We start from the raw sequence: 17,891 nt of genomic DNA on the forward strand, positions 1-17,891 counted from the left end.
AGAGGTATTCTCAGCCCACTGCTTTAGTCTAGGACCAAGGCGCTTTGGTCTTTTTCTTGTGGTAACTTATCCATTAAAGTTGTCACATACTGTTGTAAGAAATGGCTTTTCTGGTCTAACAAATCTTTCTGCAGGGCGAGATAGGTCACATCTCCAAAATAATCTTGACTCGTTAAAGACAACTCCTTTTGGATAATGTCCTGCAAGGTCTCTAAGGTGAGAGGCGAATAATCCTCCTCATTCAAAGCCTCATACTGAGAAAGGGTCTCAGAAATATTGTTGGACACAATCACTTCCATAATGAAACTAGCTCCCTCACCTGTTCGATAGAGTTTATCCAAGAGGTCCGTCACTTCTTCTTGAAGCTGTTCCTGATAACCGTCTGCTCTTAGGCGCAGGTCTTCACTGACTAAAGATAAGTCATCAATGCTCCTAAAGTCTTGATAAAGCCTGTCAAGAAGTGACTTGTTTTGAATGTTTAGCTCCATGGTTAAAAAGGCTTTGACCATGTCTTCATAGTTTTCTCGTGCCATCTCAGAAAGGGTTCTAGAAATTGTGTCATAATTCCAAGCCATAGCTTCTCTCCTTACGCTGTTGAATTGGATTCAAGCCTTGTTGGACTTCTTCAAGATCTGTCAGTCCGTCACTATCCGTATCACTGCTAAAAGGATTAGTCCCTAGAGCTAACTCTTGAGCATCCGTTAAGCCATCTTGGTCTGAATCCATTGTGTAAATGTTTTTGGGTTCCATTTAGTTGTCCTCCATTTTGCGTTTAGAAAGTCCGTAAGCTAGGCCTAAAAGAAGTCCTCCACCAACCAGTGCCAAGAGGGATTGACTCTCTCCTGTATTTGGTAAGACACTTGCTGGAACTGGTGGTTCTTGTGTTGGAATAGGTGGTTGGGGTGGGGTTGGTTGAGTCGGAGTTGGTGGCTCTGGTTCAGGAGTAGTTGTTTTAACCGTGTTTGAACTGATGGTGTAGCCATTGACAGTATGTAATACGGTATTTTCTACTTCACCTGAAGCGATTCGTTTCATTTGCACGTAAACATCTGCCTGAAACTCAGATTCTTCTGCTAGTTTTTCAAGGAATTCCTGATCAAAACTAATGGTAACTGTCCCTTTTGACGTGTCGACATGTTGTAGCGTGTACTTGGTCACTTCTGTCCCTTTTGGTAAAACCATTCCATCTTTTAGAGTCACATCTACTAAGGTATAAGCCTTGTAAACACCATTATAGTCGTCATGGCTTTCATCGTAATCATCGTCAAAGCGGTATTCGATGAGTGGTGTCGCACGATTACCTGGAATGAGTGCTCCCACCAAACGGTAGTTAAAGACCTGATTCAAGGCAACTTCTTTTCCATCAAGACTGTTCTCCTTTTGTGGCAAATCAATCACCACATCTTTTTGTGGGTCTAGTTTTGGCACATTATTAACCACAGTCTCTGTCACATAAGCCAAACCAAAGTCAATCTGATAAGCGGTGTTTTCATACTTCCCACCAGTTTTCGTCAGCTCATTCTTAATAGTCATTGGAAGGGTCACCACTAAGGTTTGACCAGTTTTAACATAAGCCTCATAGAACGCTTTTGGATCATCAGCGCTTAAAACTAGAATGGCTCCTTTTGGTGTGAACTGACGTTTGGCCATAGCGTCTTGAACCACTTTAGGCGCTTCTGACAATGAGGCATAGGCTTTCACCGAAATCCCTTTGACAAGATTTCCTGCCTTATCCATCACTTGGATACCATCTGCATTGAGGCTAAGCGCTTCTTCAGGGTAATCATCCACCATGTAAAAACCTTTGGCAAGAACATCCTCCGTCACCACCAAGTCCTTGTACTGACTGTAATCCAGAACAATTTTGTAGTAATTAACGGTATTTGGAAGAACGGTCTTCCCATCAATAGACACGCCTTCTTTATTGGTATTAGTTTTATGTGGTGTTACTTTTGGCACGTGATTGGTTACCGTATTGGTTTCATAGGCTTGTCCAAAGTCTACTTGATAAGCTACATTGTCATAAGACTTTCCTGAATTAAGCATAGACTCACGGACAGTCATAGGGGTGATGATGGTGATGTTTTGACCTTGCGTGACATAAGAATCGTAGAAGGCTTGCGGATCTTCTGCCATAAAGACTTGGAAGGCTCCTTTAGGCACAATCTTGCGTTTTGAAAGGGCTGCTTGTAGGGGTTTAGGGGCTTCTGATAAGCTCGTATAAGTTTTTACCGTCACACCTGACACTGCTTTACCATCAATTGTCACAAGTTGAATACTTGTTTCATCTGGTAATAGAGCTTCTTCGGGATAATCATCCACAAAGTAAAACCCTTGTGCAATTTGAGCCTTATCGGCTTTAATGCCACGGTATTGGTCCAAGTCCCATGACAAGGTATAGTGGTTTTGTGAACCGACTACCATAGGTTTGCCATTGATATCCACCTTACCCTTATTTAGGTTTTGTTTTTTTGGTGTTGGGCTCACAAGGGTATTCGTCACCTCATCGGTTTCATAGCCATTGCCAAAATCCACTTGGTAGGCTTTGTTTCGATAAGTCTTCGTCTGACCATAAAGACTATCTTTGACCGTCATTTTGGTGACAAGGTTCAAAGAGGTTCCTGTTATAACATACTGGTCATAAAAAGCCTGATTGTCATTAGGCATAAAGACTTGGAAAGCTCCTTTAGGAGAAATCTTGGCATGAGCGAGTTTATCTTGAAGGTCTTTAGGAGCTTCTGACAGCGACGCATAAGCCTTGACAGTAATCCCTGATACGTCTTTGCCTTCAGGAGTGGTGATACTTGTTCCCTGGTCTACTAAATTCAACACTTCCTCTGGGTAATCATCTACAAAGAAGAAACCACGAGCAATCGTCTCTTTAGAAGACCTATCGCCTTTATATTGATCTAAATCCCAGGTCAAACGGTAATGATTAGTTGTTCCTAGAGCCACTACCGTATCGTTAATAACCACACCGTCTTCATTTTCATTTTTCTTCTGCGGCTCAATACGGCTAGTGGTCGTTCCATCACCAGGCGTTCGCACCGTCACGACATTGGAAGTCACTGTATAGGCATTTGGAGTTCCCTTATTGATGAGAAGCTTATAACTGTTGGAATAGGTTGCTCCATCATTTTGAAGGCTACCATAAAGTTTAGGAGCCTCCAGTTGATAAGATTTGGTAAGGTCTTGGTTGACCTCTTGAAGCAAGGCTTCCTTTGCGGTCAAGGTCACAAAGTTCTTAGCAGCATCAAAGGTAAGGGTATAATTTCCGTTTTCTGCCTGCGTTTTTTCTTTATCAAAGGCATAACCTGCCGGAAGGTAATCTTCAAAGGTGAGGCTAGTGGTTTTGGCTCGATTTGGAGAAAAAGCATCTACGGTTAAGGGATAAATGACCGTTGAATCTTTTGCGACCGTTTTGTCATGAAGGTTCACTTGGTCGGTATTGATAACTTCCTTAACAATTTCAGGAGTCGTTGTCAGACGATAGTCGTGGTAATGAATCGTTGGCACTTGTGGTGCTTTTGGTAACGGCTCTGGCGTAGGGTCTTTAGGCAAGGTGACCTTGGTAAGTGTTAGGCTAGGCTGAGTAACTTTCTCTAATGGTTTTTCCTTAAAGCTCACAGGTGGCTCTGGGGTAAAAGTCTTTGGGGTAAAGGTTTTTGGCACAACCTTAATCGGTTCTGGAATTGGCTCTAACTTTGGTGTCACATGAGGTTTTGGACTATAAGGTTTAACCGTCCGTGCAACTGGTAGGGTGTTTAAGGCAAACCAATAAGAGAGACCAACATTTTGGGGCATATCTCCTTGACCAAAGGTCACCGTATAGGTGTTGCCTGATGTAACCGTTGAGACAATTGCTCCCTTATAGGCATAATTACTATATGACGTATCCCATTCTTCAGGAAGCTTCAAATCACTGGCACGGTTTGACCCGAGTGAACGAGCCAAACCTTCGTTAGTCACTTGAATGGTTGAGCCATTGATAGGGACAAACTTGCCTGATGAGTCTTTCACATACTCTAAACCGATGTCATTGTGGTTGAGTGAGGAATGAGTAAAGACACCTGGTTTTTCCTTGGTGAAGCTGACTTGTGAGCCATCTTCTAAGAAATACTTGGCCTTGACACGAAACTCCATCTTGTCTGTTCGCCAATTGCCTGTCCCATCATTACGGTAGGCGATAAAGCCTTCTGTTGGGTCATTTGGCACGACTAACTGCACGGCATTAGTTCCAGTTGGAGAAACAAGGTTTGTAATGTCATAGGCTACTTTTGTGATTTTCTTACCATCAAAGCGAGCATTTTGAAGATTTTGATAGGTAAAGGAAAGGGTTTCTCCTGTTTTAAAGGTGTCATAGACAAAGAATCCTGTCGAATCAAGGATTTTAGAATACCCACCAAGCATAGCGTCACCCTTAGCAACGATACGATTAGGATTTCTGGTATCAGCTGAATGGCGTGCTTGTGGTTCTCCATTATTCAAATTTAAAGCCTGAGCAAGAGCTTGTGAGATGTAGCCTTCCTCACCTTTTGAAATCTCAGCTAAGTCACGTTTATAGCGCTCCATTTCCTTGGTGTTATAGGCATCAATGGCAGCATTTTCTTTCTTGGCTGCTTCTTCTTTTTCCTTATTGCTTTTCGTGATAGCAGCAATCTCAGCTTCACGGTCTGTCACCAATTTCTGTTGGTCTTTATTGTAGGCATCAACAGCAGCTTGACCTGCCTTGTTTTCATCATCCACTGCTTTTTGTCCAGCTTGATTGCGTTTATCAATTGCTTCAGTATCAGCCTTTGCCTTGGCAACCCCGTCCTCATTTGCCTTTTGGATTAAGAGATTCTTTGCGACAATGGCATCTGCATCTTTTTTCTTTGATTCGTATTCAGATAGATTGTCCTTATTTTGCTTATCAATAGCAGCTACCGCAGAGGTATAATCCTGATAGCCTGAAACCGTTGAACCATCTCCTGATGTTACGGTTTGAGTTGTAACGGTCACATTAGCCGACTGATCTTGGTCTTTGATTTTTGAAACTGTGCTATCCACTGAATGATTCAAGGCTTTTCCTGCTTGAGTGGCGTCTTTATGACTAGCAGCCAACGCAGCATTCCCTTGTTCAACACGTGTTTTATCTTGTTCATAAGTCGCTTTGTCAGCTTTATAGGTATTGGTTAGCTGAGTAATGGCTTCAGCCTGCCTAGCAGCATCCGCTTCCGCTTTATCTAATTGCTTACTGGTCTCACTCGCAGAAGTTGTATTTCCCAAGTCCATAGGTTGGTCTTGAACAGTAGTAACTCCTTCAGCAGTTGCTTGATTGACAGCCTGTGTCACAACATCATGAGGAACGGTGACTGTAATAGCCCCATCTGATTGACCAGTTGACGCAAGACTATTCGTTTGTTCAGCAACTGGAGTTGGCTGAGCTTCTGGTAAATTTGTCGCAGGATTTTCTGTCAACTGAACGGTTTTACCTTGTGAGGATGTTACCACTTCGTCAGCTTGTGCTACTTGGCCACCCCAAGCGACAACAGCTGTCACCATGGTTACAAGAGCTACCGAACAAAGTGTCCGATACTTCTTACTTTTACGGAAGACATGCTTTTCTGCTTTTTCCTGATTAACTAAAAAGTGATGATGACATTGTTTGGTCATAAAAAAGTCCTTCTTTTCTTTTGATAAGTAGCAACAATCTGTCACTCTCTCCTCATCATAAAAAAGAAGGCTTGATTTTGGTATAACATCAAAAATGGATAAAGAAAAAAGCTATCGGTAGCACTACCGATAGCTTCTGAAAATCCCTATAAAAAGGGGGAGGACTGACGCTTCAGACCCTCCCAGACGTGACTAGCACGACCCAATTCGATATGACCATGTTACCACTAACTTTGTTTTTCATCAATAAGTTTACTTATTTGTCGAATCGACGGTTTTATATCGATATATATCGTTACAAAACTATTATAAAGCAATGAATCCAAGGCCTACAAAATCAGTAATTCTAAACTTTTGGATTATACTATTTTTTAGCCACTCTATAACATCAAATTATTTGTTTCATTTGTCCGGCCATAAAGAATATCTTCTTCTACGAATTTGGCTTCTCCTGGCCAAACATGCACTACTAAATCCCTAAGTGTTTTAAAATAATTGCCACCACTTCCACTGATTCCTCAAAACTAATTTCACTGGCATATCTAAATGATTTTTGATAGCGAGACCAAAGCTGATTCTGATAGTCAGAACTACGGATTTCCTCTAGTTGACTTTCCCAATTTGTCAAAACATCTAAGCTTTCTCTTTTCTTAGCAGTATTGTTTAGAGCAGTTTTCAATATTGGGATATCAATCTCATCTTTTCGAAAATGATATAATGTGAAGAGGTCATAGCGGTCACGAGGTCTAGTTGAAGCAGCTCCTCGACGAATAACCGTTTCTAATTTTTCAGCAATAACAGTTTCTAAATTATAAGTCCAAACTTCTAGTTTATTCTCTGAAAAAACAGACTGCAATTGATAAGTAATTTCTCGTGGCGTTATCCGATCACCTGTTGTTATATCAATAAAGACAACTTCACGTAGGGTATCGAATGTCGCCTTGAGTTTGAGGGTAAAGCCCCCATATTCATCATCTTGTCGAATTGGCTCTAACATATCAACTTCAAATTGGAAACCTTCAGAAGGTTGACTTACAATTTCTTTGAAGATTGTTTGAATATTCTCCTCACTAAGAGGTTGACCTTTCAAAGTAACATCTAAATCCATAGTTGTTCGTTTATCTAAGCCAATCATCTGTCCGATAAGGAATCCACCTTTCACAATGAAAGAATCTTTATACCGACTTTCAGAGATGAGTTTTAAGATTTTCTCAATCAAATAGTTCTGCTGAACTTGTTGAGCAGGTATCCCTTTTTCTCTTGCAATATTCTTGATTTTTGCTTTGAAACTATTGGCATTTGAAAATTTCACGACAAGACCTCCACATAAGATTGTAGCTTTTCAGTGACTTTAAATAGTTGTGCATAGTGGTACAACTTGGCATAATTCACAGCTCCTTTTTTAAAGTAAGCTTGAAACGCTGGAGCAATGACTTGAACATCAACATGATAAGCTGTTCGCAAACACTCTACCAAAGTTCGTTCCATATCATATACTGAGATAAACTGTCCAGCCTGTCGCTCTAGTTTTATAATACCGATTTCATGATGTTTTCTAGCAACAATCGGCTTAACACCAGCTTCTTTCATTAGCCTCGTGTTCGTTCCAAAAGGAAAAGTCATCACAGGTTCAAATGGAACAGTGAGGGAAAGGCCATGTAACCATAGTGCTGTTTCTAAGGAATAAATTCCTTTTGGAAAACGATACTGTAAACTAAAGAAATCATCAATATAGGTATCAGGCAGATGATAAATGCCTCTTTCAATTGATTCCAATTTACCTTTTGAGACCAATTGATTCAGTTGTTGGTAAGAAAAGTTAAGCTCTTCTATATCACGAAAAGTTATAAGGCCATGATTTTTTTTTATGTAATTATAGACAGGTTTCTCTAACAAATCCACATTACCACCTCCTAAATAATATGCTAACATTTCACTACAACGTTAGCATATTATTTAGAAAAAATCAATCACAAATAAAATAATATGCTAACAAACCAATGATTTGTTAGCATATCATTTTATATTTCGTCGTAAAGATGACTTGATTTTGGAATCACATCAAAGAAGGACAAAGAAAAAAAGCCACCCACAAAAAGTGGATGACCCAATGATTATCATATCAATATTTCCATTAAGACGGCCAATTAACCTTTCTAGCTTTAGCAGTCTTAAAGCGTTTCTTATCAACAAGTTTCAACTCTATTTCTCTACAATTTGTAATTAAGGTGTCGTTGATTTTAAGACTTCTTGGAAAGTATTGGTTCCCTTGTTCACGCGATAATTCAACTGTATAACTAATACCATTACTTAATTTGAAGACCACAAAATAAATATTATCTCTTCTAAATCGTTTGCCAACTTTTCTATTCAAAATACCATCCGTTGTGTAGAATTTACATTCCATCACATATAACATTTGATAAAGTAATAATGTGCCAACGATTTTGAATTTATTTTCGTTAAACCAACCATTATCAGCCTTATTTAGACGCTCCAATGTCCAATCATCCTTTAATCCTTCAAAAATACTCCCTGCGTTATTAGTTGGTAAATTAACATGATGATCTCTTGATAATCCTAATAAATGGGGAATAGAGGAATTTGGGACAGAAAGAACAATTTCAGGATAGTTCTCCATATTTGTCTGATAAAAGTATTTGTACTGAGAAACATATTTCTCAATAGTATTGGCTAGACAAGACATATCGACATTGAGAATATCAATTTCTCCATCAAAGGTCTCGAGCCATTCCAAAGTATATGTCATTCTATTTTTCTCCTAAAAAAGAGAAGGAAGCAGGTGCTTCCTTCTCTTCCACGTATTGAGTTTCACCTCACGCTAGATATGCCCTATCTATTCCTCAAGGGTAGGCAGTCCTGCTATTCTTTTTCTCAACAAACAGTTTGAACTGAGTGCGGAGCCCACAGGCGGGTGCAGACCATATCCACTAGCCCACAAGTAATTTATAATCTTTATTTACTATTATTATACGGGATAAGTCCTTATTTGTCAACACCTACGTTCACGCTTAAAGTTTAGATGAGATGATTACTTTGTCCCAAATATCATACAACATTTGGGACAAGAAGACAAGTATTCCAATATTTTTTTATTTCGTTGTATAGGCAAAGCTAATTGTACTATCGACTCCTGATAACTTACGGAAGGTATAGTTAGGGTTGCCATTATAGTTGGTTTCTGAGATAAGGAAAGACCCATCTGGGTAAACCTTCTCCACAAACGACACGTGACCATAAGCGGCAGGTGTTCCATGAGCGCCTCCCGCAAAGGAAATAATCGCTCCTGCTTTTGGTAGCTTACCTGTTTCACCACCAAGACGTGCTGCTGTCGCCACCCAATCTTGACCATTCCCCATGGTACTAATGATTGGGATTTTCTCACCGTTTCGTCCTTTGAGTTTCAAGCCCAATTGGTTGATACGAGCGGCCACTCCCCACGTACATTGCCCATAGGCATAACCCATACCGTCACCCCCACCTGGAACGGAGTTGTTATAAAGGTCTCCTCGAACCGCTTCCAGCGCTTTTGGATCACTTTGGGCTGTTCCACCATTTGGTTGGCTAAAGCCTTTCTCAATTTGGTAATACCACTCGGTGGCTCTGGTTTGACGATCTAAGAGCTTATCACCACTATTTCCTTCCCAATAAATGAGAAAGAGTTGGGCAAGACTGGCTGGACTTCCTGAGTTTTTGAAGAAATCTTTTAACCAGTTGGTATAGTAAGGATTGTCCCCATTGAGCATAAAATCCAGTTGTAATCCTAAGTCATACCACTTCTGCTTTTTTCGGTTAGCACACTCTAATAACAAGGTATGTCTGCGTGACCCATCTGCTGTATCTGTCCATTGCCCTAAGCCCAAGCCACGTCTTAGAATATTTGGGTACCTGCCATTATAGATAGCTGGGCCATTAAGAGACAACCAGCCCTCATCGTCCCAAGAACTGGCACTTGCCCCAACAGGAGGCGATAAGTAGTCCCCTTCAGCTCGTTTGGGATTAATGGATGATTCTACTGACCAGTTTCCTAAAATGGCTGCGATAGCTTGATTGGTCGCACCTTTACTTTTGAGATAGTCATAAATCGCCTTTGCTCTCTCGAACTCATCGCCTCCAAATTGACCAATGGTAGGTAGAATGGTCGTTTGGAGTTGAATGACTTTAGGAAAGTAAAAGGCTGGATTGACGTAAACCAGTTTCTCTGAATCATCGTCTACCTTTTGATAGGTCACTTTAAGACCAGCACCATCCTTAGTTTGACCAATCACTTCCCCTGCTTGGACTTTCTGACCGTCTGTCACTCGACCAGTATGGATATTAAACAAGGTCAATTGAGACTTGTTTAGTCCCTTACCTGACGTGATGATAATGTTCTCTCCCTCTAGGGAAACCTTACCATCCATAGGAGCCACAATTACTTGATTCTCTTTGGCTTCTAGAATGATATGATGATGAAGCGTTGGCTTGTCATCAATCACATCATAGCCATAGCGGACTGTCATGGTTAGCGCGTCATCTTCAGTCTGATTTTGAAAAGGATTATCCAATTCTTGGAGGGCAAGGTAGGTGCCTTCCTCACTTAATTCCTTTAAGTCTTCTCGATCCTCATCAGAGAGTTTGTAGGCAGGCTCCTTGGTCAACTCAAGCATGGATTTTAAAGAATCCCCACCGTTTAAGTCCTGCCAAAGCTGACTGAGATAGGCTTGATAAGTCTTATCACCATTTTCCATGACTTCTTCTAAAGCATAATCTTGATACTTGAGATTCATAAAGCCCATGACGTCATCAATCTTGGTGTAGTAGGTAATGCCAGTGGGATTGGTTCGAGTGTTTTCCGCATCTTCCCACGTCATGTGCGTATAGGCTTTTGTCAGTTCACTCTCATCCTGTTGAATGAGAGTAGTTCCTGAAATTCCTATAACAAAAATCATCATCAAAAGAAAGAAAAACAAGAGGCCTGACACGACCCAAGTCATAGGATTAAGGGCAATCGATGAAAAGAAGGTCAGGCTATTCTTAATCGCTTGAATAACCCCTCTGATTCCTGACACACTGTGCCTTCTGGCTTGCTTGAGAAAGGTGTGGTATCTCCTTTTGGGCTTTAAGGGCTTCTGACGGGTGAACCCTTTCCCCTTTTTAAAGTTCTGATACCGCTCCCTACTATGAGCGGCTTTCGTCTTAGTAAACCGAAGACCTGTCTGCCCACTTTTGACAAGGAGTTTTCCTGACTGATAAGTAAATCTCCCATAGCGTCTTCCTTTAATCACAGACTCTTTTAGGGTTCTAATTCCCTCCAAGTCATCATCTTGAGCGACTACATCCAGTGATTCTGAGGCGACATAGCGTAAGCCTCGTTTGACCTTGGTCGAGGGGTTCTTAAACTGATGTGCTTTTTTCAGTTGTTTCACGTCACGCTTAGCTGATTTCACCTCTTTTTCTGCCTGAAGGCGTTCAAGAGGTTTTTCTTTTTGAAACTGAAACCGTGACGTTTTTGATTCTGTTGGCTTTTTCTGATAGGTAAACTTAGAGGTAACAGCCTCCTCTTTTTCGGCCATCTTGACCTCTGCCAAGTGTTTTCTCGCTACTACTAGGCGCTGTCTGGCTTGAGGAAGCCGATACTTCTTAATTTCCTTACTTTTTAGCCATCTGGGAGACACATAGGAAATCGCTTCCTTAAAGGTATCTGTCGCTAGGTCTTTTTCCTCCTGATAGGTTTGCTTCAGAGTCTGTCGTTGTTCCCTTGTTTCAGCTTTCTCAGCTCGGCGCATGATAAAGCGTCGTTTAGGAAGTGAGCGTTTTAACCCCTTCTTCTCCCTACGGTAATGGATACGACTAGCCTTTAAACTACTCTGAAAGGTTTTACGGGCAACCTTGACCTTCTGTTGCTCTCTTGTCATGATTCACCCCTCATCTTTTCTGGATCGGTACTCATGATGTCAAAGAGTTGGGTTTGAAGTGGGATTTTATTCCTAAAGGGAACAACCGTTGAGCCTGCCTTAATCAATCCAGCTCCCTTTTCTGGGTTAACCAAATATTTCTCAAGCTCCTTAGATAAGCCCAAAAGATGAACCAACTCTTCTCGGTCACTTTTAGCTTGTTTTAGAAGTATCATGAATTCGCTATTAGCGATAATACGTCTGCCGTTGGCATCAAGAAGTAAGGTTTCCACGTTCTGGGTAATCCCTGTTGGAATGGCTCCATACTTACGGACACGGCTCCATAATTTGAAGAAGAAATCAGAAGCGTACTTATCCAACAACAGAAGCTGCATTTCATCAAAGTAAATCCAGGTCTTCTTGCCAAGTTTTTGGTTTTTAACCACACGATTCCAAATCTGGTCAAAAATCACCATGAGGGCAATCTGCTTTAATTCATCCCCCAACTTTTTGACATTGTAAATGAGGAAATGGCTATCCGTTTTAATATTAGTGCGGTGTGAGAAAATGTCGAGTGAGCCTTCCACATAAAGTTCCATATCAAGGGCTAAGTCCTTAGCTTCTTGTTCAGGTTGTTTAGAGAGAACAAAGACCCATTCCACGAGAGATGGTGTCTCAAAATGCTTATAGGTCAACCTTGTCACACGGTCAATCAATGACTTTTCTCGACCATCCATTTTCCGGTCTAAGAGTTTCCCAATCCAAGACAATAGAAATTCAGATTTGACCTTAATTGGGTCTTCATCCATATTGTCATCGGATAAGTCTAAAACGTTTAAGAAAGTAGTAGAGTCAGGCGCGATATCAATGCTTTCCCCACCAAAGGCTTGACCAATGATACTGTACTCATTTTCAGGGTCTACAATGATGATTTCGGTATCACTCTCTGCTTCTTTTAACTTGGTTGAGATGATTTCATGCTTAGTCGCCATCCCCTTACCTGCACCTGATGTCCCTAGAATCAATCCTGATGGGGTATTGAGTTTCCCCCGGTCAATGGTGATGATATTACTTGAAATCTGGTTTATCCCATAAAATTTCCCTCCCTTATCTTGAAGGTCTACAGATGTCCACGGGGAATTCACGGCAATGTTTGAGGTCAAAAGAGACCGAGACACACCCTCAAGGTAGTTCTTGCCAAATGGCAATAAGCTATTAAAGGCAGCTTCTTGCATATAGGTCAGATTATCAATCACAAGGTCATTAGAACCTGCCACTTGTTTGATAATATCAAGGGAGTGCTTCAATTGATCTTCGTTATCCGCAAAGACCCCAATCACAAAAAGGGTGTCAAAGAGCTTATCGCCTGTTTGCGTCATGGTTTTAATCAACTCATCGGCTTCATCAATATTACTTTCTAGAACCTGACTAACCTTTTCAAGATAAACGCCAGATCGTGCCATCTTTTGTTGTTCCCCGATTTTTTGCGATTCCATCAAAGTCTTCTTGGTGCGGAGCTTGGTCATGGCTTCTGACTTGGCTGCCCCTTTAGCATGAAGACTAATCATCACTTCTAAATCCGACTGCATGAGTTCTCGTAAGAACTTATCCCCCAACTCCATCCCATAGTCACGAACATAGACAATCTGAAGCAGTTTATCATCCATTTCAATATGATTTTTGTGCTTAAAGGACAGACTGGTTGGGGCAATAAAGTGCTTAGTTGTTTGTCCTGAACGCACCAGGTCTTGATAAGTAAAGGACAAATGATTTTCCCCTCGCAACATATCAGCTAAGTGATTCACACGGCTTTCTCCACTGAGGAGAGTAAAGTTCGCATCTATTTCCGAAAAACCACTCTTGAAGTATTCTCCAATCTGAGACAGGGAGCGATAAGCGAGTTTCGGATTTTGGTCTGATTTCCCAAAAGAGATGAATTTAACAGCTGAAAAGTTATTTTCTCCAGCTTCAAGGTTATTTTCCATGATACGGTTGAGTTCTTCCCGATAGGTATCATACCCATCCTCATGTAAGGGGTACAAGACACCCTTTCTAAACTTATCCAAGTTGACCCTTTGGTTAAAAATAGTAAGTTGGAAATTGGTCTTGTCATCCAAACTGTTAATCAAATCCGAATAGTTTTCCATAATCGCTCCCTTATCTTCAAGTCCCACCGTCTGGTAATTGACATCCCCTAAAAGATAGGACTGGGAAAAATAACCTGGGGTAACCTGCATGAGACCATTAGGAAAAAGGCCTTGGTAAAGAAGCGTATTAACAGTTGTTGGTAGCACTTCTTCTTTTGGTTTACGTGTCTTCTTGTGTTTAGAAGAGGTCTTTGGTTTCATTGAGCGATTTGTTTTTTTCACGTTGTATTCCTTTCTGTCCAGTTAGTGTACGGTCTGGTATGGTCATTTCATAATGCCATCTATAATTAAGATACGTTTCAAAGGGCAAATCATTAGGGCGATAGACCCCAAAAAGCATAAGAGGAATGGTAAAGGTAAAGATAAGTCCGTAGACAAACCAATCCCCAAATTGCCAATAAAAGAGGTTTAACCCTAAAATCAGGATGGTAATGGCAATGGCTGGCAAGACAAAGATAACTTGTCGTGTGGTAAGGCCTAGCCAAGCCCTATGTTGGACTTTTGTGATGTCCTTAAAAACACGTGTATTCATAAGTACTATCTCCTTCTTTGATAAAAGGACTAAGATGGGAATCTCAGTCCAGTTTGAATGGTTTAATGAATTTGACGCAGTAGACGTCTGAACTCTCTACGCTAGTTCCTAGCTATGACAGTTCTAGTCGTCCTTGCGGAGGTAGGACGACGTAATCGACTGCAAAGCAGTACCGATTCCTGTCCTACTCTCACATGCCTAGGATACTTCTGGCAGTCCGTTGACTGCCCACCAAGGCAATGATCAATAAAATAGCCTGAACTAAACCACCAAAGGCAGTCGCTAGCGTCTCCATCACTCCCGCACCACTTGAGAGTGCTAATTTCCCAGCAGATTCAAAGAGGGGAACAAGGGAGATGATTAAGAAAATTAAGACCCCTTGAAGAGCATAGACCATGATATTTTTCAGGTAGCCAATCCCAACGCTTCGCCAGTCATCACTGAGAAATGTCGGAATCGTTAGGGGCGCAAATGGAATCATGAGATAGAGTTGGATAAAGCGAATGGTAATGAGAAGATTCACCACCATCACACTCACTAATCGCACCAACCATATCAGAATGGCAAAAAAGCCAACAATGAGTTTTCCAATAATTCCTGACCCTTTAAGTCCTGAAATGGTCTCATAAGTTGTTCCCCTATGAGAAACGACACCAGCTACGCCTTCAATGATGTGAGAAGCAACGGCTAAGATGGCTTCTACAATAACGGTGGTATTTGTAATGACCACAGCCACCATGATATAAGAGACAATCATAGGAGCAATAGCTTCAAAGGTCATAGCACCACCTGAGTTGGCGATTTTCTTAGCCATCTTCGAGAACTCAAGGACTAAAACGACTGCTAAAATAGCCACTCCCAAGGGCTGCATCACTCCTTTTGTGATCGCTGACATATAAGACCAAACGGTTGGGTTATAATCCGCAAGGGATTTGACCAAGTTAGCCGTCGATTCCAAGTCCACGTTAAAGCCTTCAAATAGGCTATCGCTTGAAATTTTCTCCGAGGCTAGAAAGACAAAAGATGAAGGTAATGTGTTGTTCATGTCATACCTAGCCCTCCTAAATGGTAATTTGGGTGATAAAGGCACCAGCGGCACCTACCATAACACCACCCACAATTTCTAAGATGGCATTGCGGACACCAGGTCCACCATCCTTGATATTGATTGATAGGTTAATAATACCCATGATGACAAGAAAAGCGCCTGTCGCAACCATTCCTTTTTGTAAGAGCGCCATGGCTTGGGCAAACATGGAACTAGCGTCCACGCCATAAACAAAGCCTGTTAATTTTTGGTTCATACGATTCCTCTTTTCTATTAGTGTAGTGTGTTTTCTGTACTTAAATCTCTGACCTTATGGTCAGAGGGTTCAAACGGAACTTCCTCTGTTTTGAGGGGGTCAATGTGGTAATGCCACCAACGCTCATCCGTCTCATTGTCCGCCAGGTATTGCCAGTTCTTATGTTTCAAGGGGAAATACTTCTTTTCCTTAAAGACTGGAACCCCTGCAATTCTCACCAAGCATTCATCACGTTTCATGTTTCCGACTTCATCAGGAGTCATGAGATCCCTTGCAATTTTCTGATGAGACGTTGACCCAGACCCTGTTTGGCCATACGACCGACTGGTACTTCTCACATCAATGGTTTGTTTGCCTAAGAGACCACTCATGAACTTGAAGGTCTCTTCATCATTTCCTCCAAGATAAAGCAAACTGTCACAGTTTCCTAGAATGGTTTTCCAAGCCTCCTTCTCCTTATAAAGCCCTTGAAGTTGGGCAATGTTTTGAAGAATGGGTACGAGACTCATATTTCGTGAGCGAACTGTTGAGGTTTGTTCCGCAAAGTCTGGAATTTCGCCGACATTGGCAAATTCATCTAAATAACTTCTGACATGTATAGGCAGTTGTCCCTTAAAGTCCACATCAGCTTGTCTCGTTAAGGTTGAAAAGACAGTGGAGAAAAAAAGGGCTGAGAGAAAGCGAAAGGTGGTGTCATTATCTGGAATAACGAGATAGACCATGGTTTTCTGCGTTCCCCATGTTTTTAAGTCCAAGGTGTCACGTTTGGTTAAATCAATGACAGATTGGATATTAAAGAGGGCAAACTTAGCCGTTGTTACGGCAATTACTGAATCCAAGGTCTTATCCTTGTAGTTTTGGAAGTCTGCCCAGTTACGCATGGTGAAGTTTTCTGTCCCATATGTCTTGGCATAGGTCTCAAACATCACTTCTAAGACACTCTTATCTTGATTTTCTCCTTTGGATAAGAGCTTGATGAGTTTTCCAATTTCAGAAAAAGAGGGGTAACGCCCTCGTTTACGACGACTGTCTGCTTCTTCCTTGGTGCTACCTGGAGGATTGTAAAAATCCACCAAGTAAGAGGCAATCGCACGGACTAAGGTCATGGACGCCTCATCCCAAAAGGGATCACTGCGACTGCCATTACCTTTGGTATTATTGAAATAGACCGTTAACATTCTATTCAAGTCGTTTTCCGTCTCCACATAGCGAAAAGGGTTAAAACCATCTGAGTTAATCATGTTTACGAGGTCTAAGACCTTGACCTGATAGCCATTTTCTAAAAAGAGCTTCCCTGTCTTTTCAGCTAAGTGATCCTTAGGGTCAACGACAATATTTGAACAGTTGAGCTGAATCAGATTGGGTTTCACAAACCGAAAGGTCTTCCCGCTACCAGACCCACCAATGACCACAAGGTTCTTGTTTCGGTCAAACTGTGGGGCTTTCTTTTCTAACAGGGTTAGCCTAACGTTTTGTGACAAAATCGTGTCATTAAAGGGATTTTTACTGAGAAAGGCTTTGCGTTCGTGACTGTTTCCAAAACGGGCAGAGCCATACTCAGCCCCCTCTCGGTAAACCTTTTGACCAGTTGAAACATAAAGATAGACTAGGCCCATCGTCACAAGCCCAAAGCAAAAGCCTAAAACCGATCTACCAGTAAAATGACCATTCCACAAGGGACTTAAGACCTGATTCTGTCCTTCGCCTAAGAGATAGGCAAGGCGTTCCAAGGGCGGTTGATTAGGTAGGCTATCGTAAAGCAAGACTAGCCGATGGCAGAAATAGCCAAGAGTAAGCCCTAAAATACCAAAGATAAAAACTTTTTTCCCTGAGACCATTAGAGAATGACCTCCTTTGTTTTCACAGCAGAGGGTTCTGACATCACAATCTGTTCCTTGGCTTGTGCGATTTCCTCATCAAGAGTTTTATCCATAGTTAGCCCTTTCAGTTTTTCTGGATTGGAAACCAACTTCTGAAGCAACTCATCTAAGTGCTTGTCTAAGAGCGACTTATCCTTAGCATAGAAATGAAGGTAATCTCCATGCCAACTAATGGCAATAGGAAGGTTTTCTGATTCCACCAATTCCTTGAATTTCTCGACATCAACGGGTTTATCCAAGATGTCTTTTGAGATGTTAAGCGACTCAATGGCATATGGACTTTGAAGGAGTTCTTCTAACTTTTGAACCCCAACTTTATAAGCCGAGTCTTGTGCTAGGGCGTGTCTGGCTGACCACTCTAAGAGTTTGAGAAGGACCTTTACCGTAAACATAGTACTACGTTCCGCATATTGAATCGCTTGACGTTCCTGTTGTTCGGATGACATCATTTCCTCCTTTATGTGATTCCCCATCAA

The 17,891-nt window shown here is 41.5% G+C and carries 13 protein-coding genes; all 13 read right to left on the minus strand.

Annotated elements, in window-relative coordinates; genetic code table 11:
* Positions 1-23: 23 nt before the first annotated feature.
* The 13 genes from STRUR_RS05725 to STRUR_RS05785 all read right to left on the minus strand — a co-directional run bounded on the left by STRUR_RS05725 (position 24) and on the right by STRUR_RS05785 (position 17,861).
* Entirely contained in the window at positions 24-575 is a 552-nt protein-coding gene (locus STRUR_RS05725) for a hypothetical protein (protein ID WP_006739286.1), read from the minus strand.
* Complete coding sequence (locus tag STRUR_RS05730) at positions 559-750, minus strand: thrombospondin type 3 repeat-containing protein (RefSeq protein WP_006739948.1); 192 nt, start codon at positions 748-750, stop codon at positions 559-561. Before STRUR_RS05730 ends, STRUR_RS05725 begins: the two co-directional genes overlap by 17 nt.
* The gene (locus STRUR_RS05735; RefSeq protein ID WP_006739811.1) at positions 751-5,655 is read right to left on the minus strand and encodes an SspB-related isopeptide-forming adhesin; all 4,905 of its coding nucleotides are present in this window, start codon (positions 5,653-5,655) and stop codon (positions 751-753) included.
* Between the two features lie 469 nt (positions 5,656-6,124).
* Positions 6,125-6,967 (minus strand): nucleotidyl transferase AbiEii/AbiGii toxin family protein, encoded by an 843-nt coding sequence (locus tag STRUR_RS05740; RefSeq protein ID WP_006739214.1) that lies wholly within the window; start codon positions 6,965-6,967, stop codon positions 6,125-6,127.
* A complete protein-coding gene (locus STRUR_RS05745; RefSeq protein ID WP_006740202.1) occupies positions 6,964-7,557 on the minus strand; it encodes a type IV toxin-antitoxin system AbiEi family antitoxin domain-containing protein in 594 nt (197 codons plus the stop codon). Before STRUR_RS05745 ends, STRUR_RS05740 begins: the two co-directional genes overlap by 4 nt.
* Positions 7,558-7,789: 232 nt before the next feature.
* Positions 7,790-8,425, minus strand: coding sequence for a hypothetical protein (locus STRUR_RS05750; RefSeq protein ID WP_006740387.1), 636 nt, complete (start codon positions 8,423-8,425; stop codon positions 7,790-7,792).
* Positions 8,426-8,768: 343 nt separating this feature from the next.
* Positions 8,769-11,573 (minus strand): phage tail tip lysozyme, encoded by a 2,805-nt coding sequence (locus STRUR_RS05755; RefSeq protein WP_006740073.1) that lies wholly within the window; start codon positions 11,571-11,573, stop codon positions 8,769-8,771.
* Positions 11,570-13,921 (minus strand): VirB4-like conjugal transfer ATPase, CD1110 family, encoded by a 2,352-nt coding sequence (locus STRUR_RS05760; RefSeq protein ID WP_006738651.1) that lies wholly within the window; start codon positions 13,919-13,921, stop codon positions 11,570-11,572. The genes STRUR_RS05755 and STRUR_RS05760 overlap by 4 nt, the downstream gene beginning before the upstream one ends.
* The gene (locus tag STRUR_RS05765) at positions 13,878-14,231 is read right to left on the minus strand and encodes a PrgI family protein (protein ID WP_006739146.1); all 354 of its coding nucleotides are present in this window, start codon (positions 14,229-14,231) and stop codon (positions 13,878-13,880) included. The genes STRUR_RS05760 and STRUR_RS05765 overlap by 44 nt, the downstream gene beginning before the upstream one ends.
* Before the next feature lie 190 nt (positions 14,232-14,421).
* On the minus strand, positions 14,422-15,276 hold the full coding sequence (locus STRUR_RS05770) for a VirB6/TrbL-like conjugal transfer protein, CD1112 family (protein ID WP_006739866.1): 855 nt from the start codon (positions 15,274-15,276) through the stop codon (positions 14,422-14,424).
* A gap of 16 nt (positions 15,277-15,292) precedes the next feature.
* On the minus strand, positions 15,293-15,535 hold the full coding sequence (locus STRUR_RS05775) for a hypothetical protein (RefSeq protein WP_006740308.1): 243 nt from the start codon (positions 15,533-15,535) through the stop codon (positions 15,293-15,295).
* Positions 15,536-15,552: 17 nt separating this feature from the next.
* Entirely contained in the window at positions 15,553-17,373 is a 1,821-nt protein-coding gene (locus tag STRUR_RS05780; RefSeq protein WP_006739316.1) for a VirD4-like conjugal transfer protein, CD1115 family, read from the minus strand.
* Positions 17,373-17,861: a hypothetical protein gene (locus STRUR_RS05785; protein ID WP_006739791.1), complete on the minus strand. Its 489-nt coding sequence runs from the start codon at positions 17,859-17,861 to the stop codon at positions 17,373-17,375. Before STRUR_RS05785 ends, STRUR_RS05780 begins: the two co-directional genes overlap by 1 nt.
* Positions 17,862-17,891: the final 30 nt, after the last annotated feature.

Source organism: Streptococcus urinalis 2285-97 (genome assembly GCF_000188055.2).
In the GTDB taxonomy this organism is placed as follows: domain Bacteria; phylum Bacillota; class Bacilli; order Lactobacillales; family Streptococcaceae; genus Streptococcus; species Streptococcus urinalis.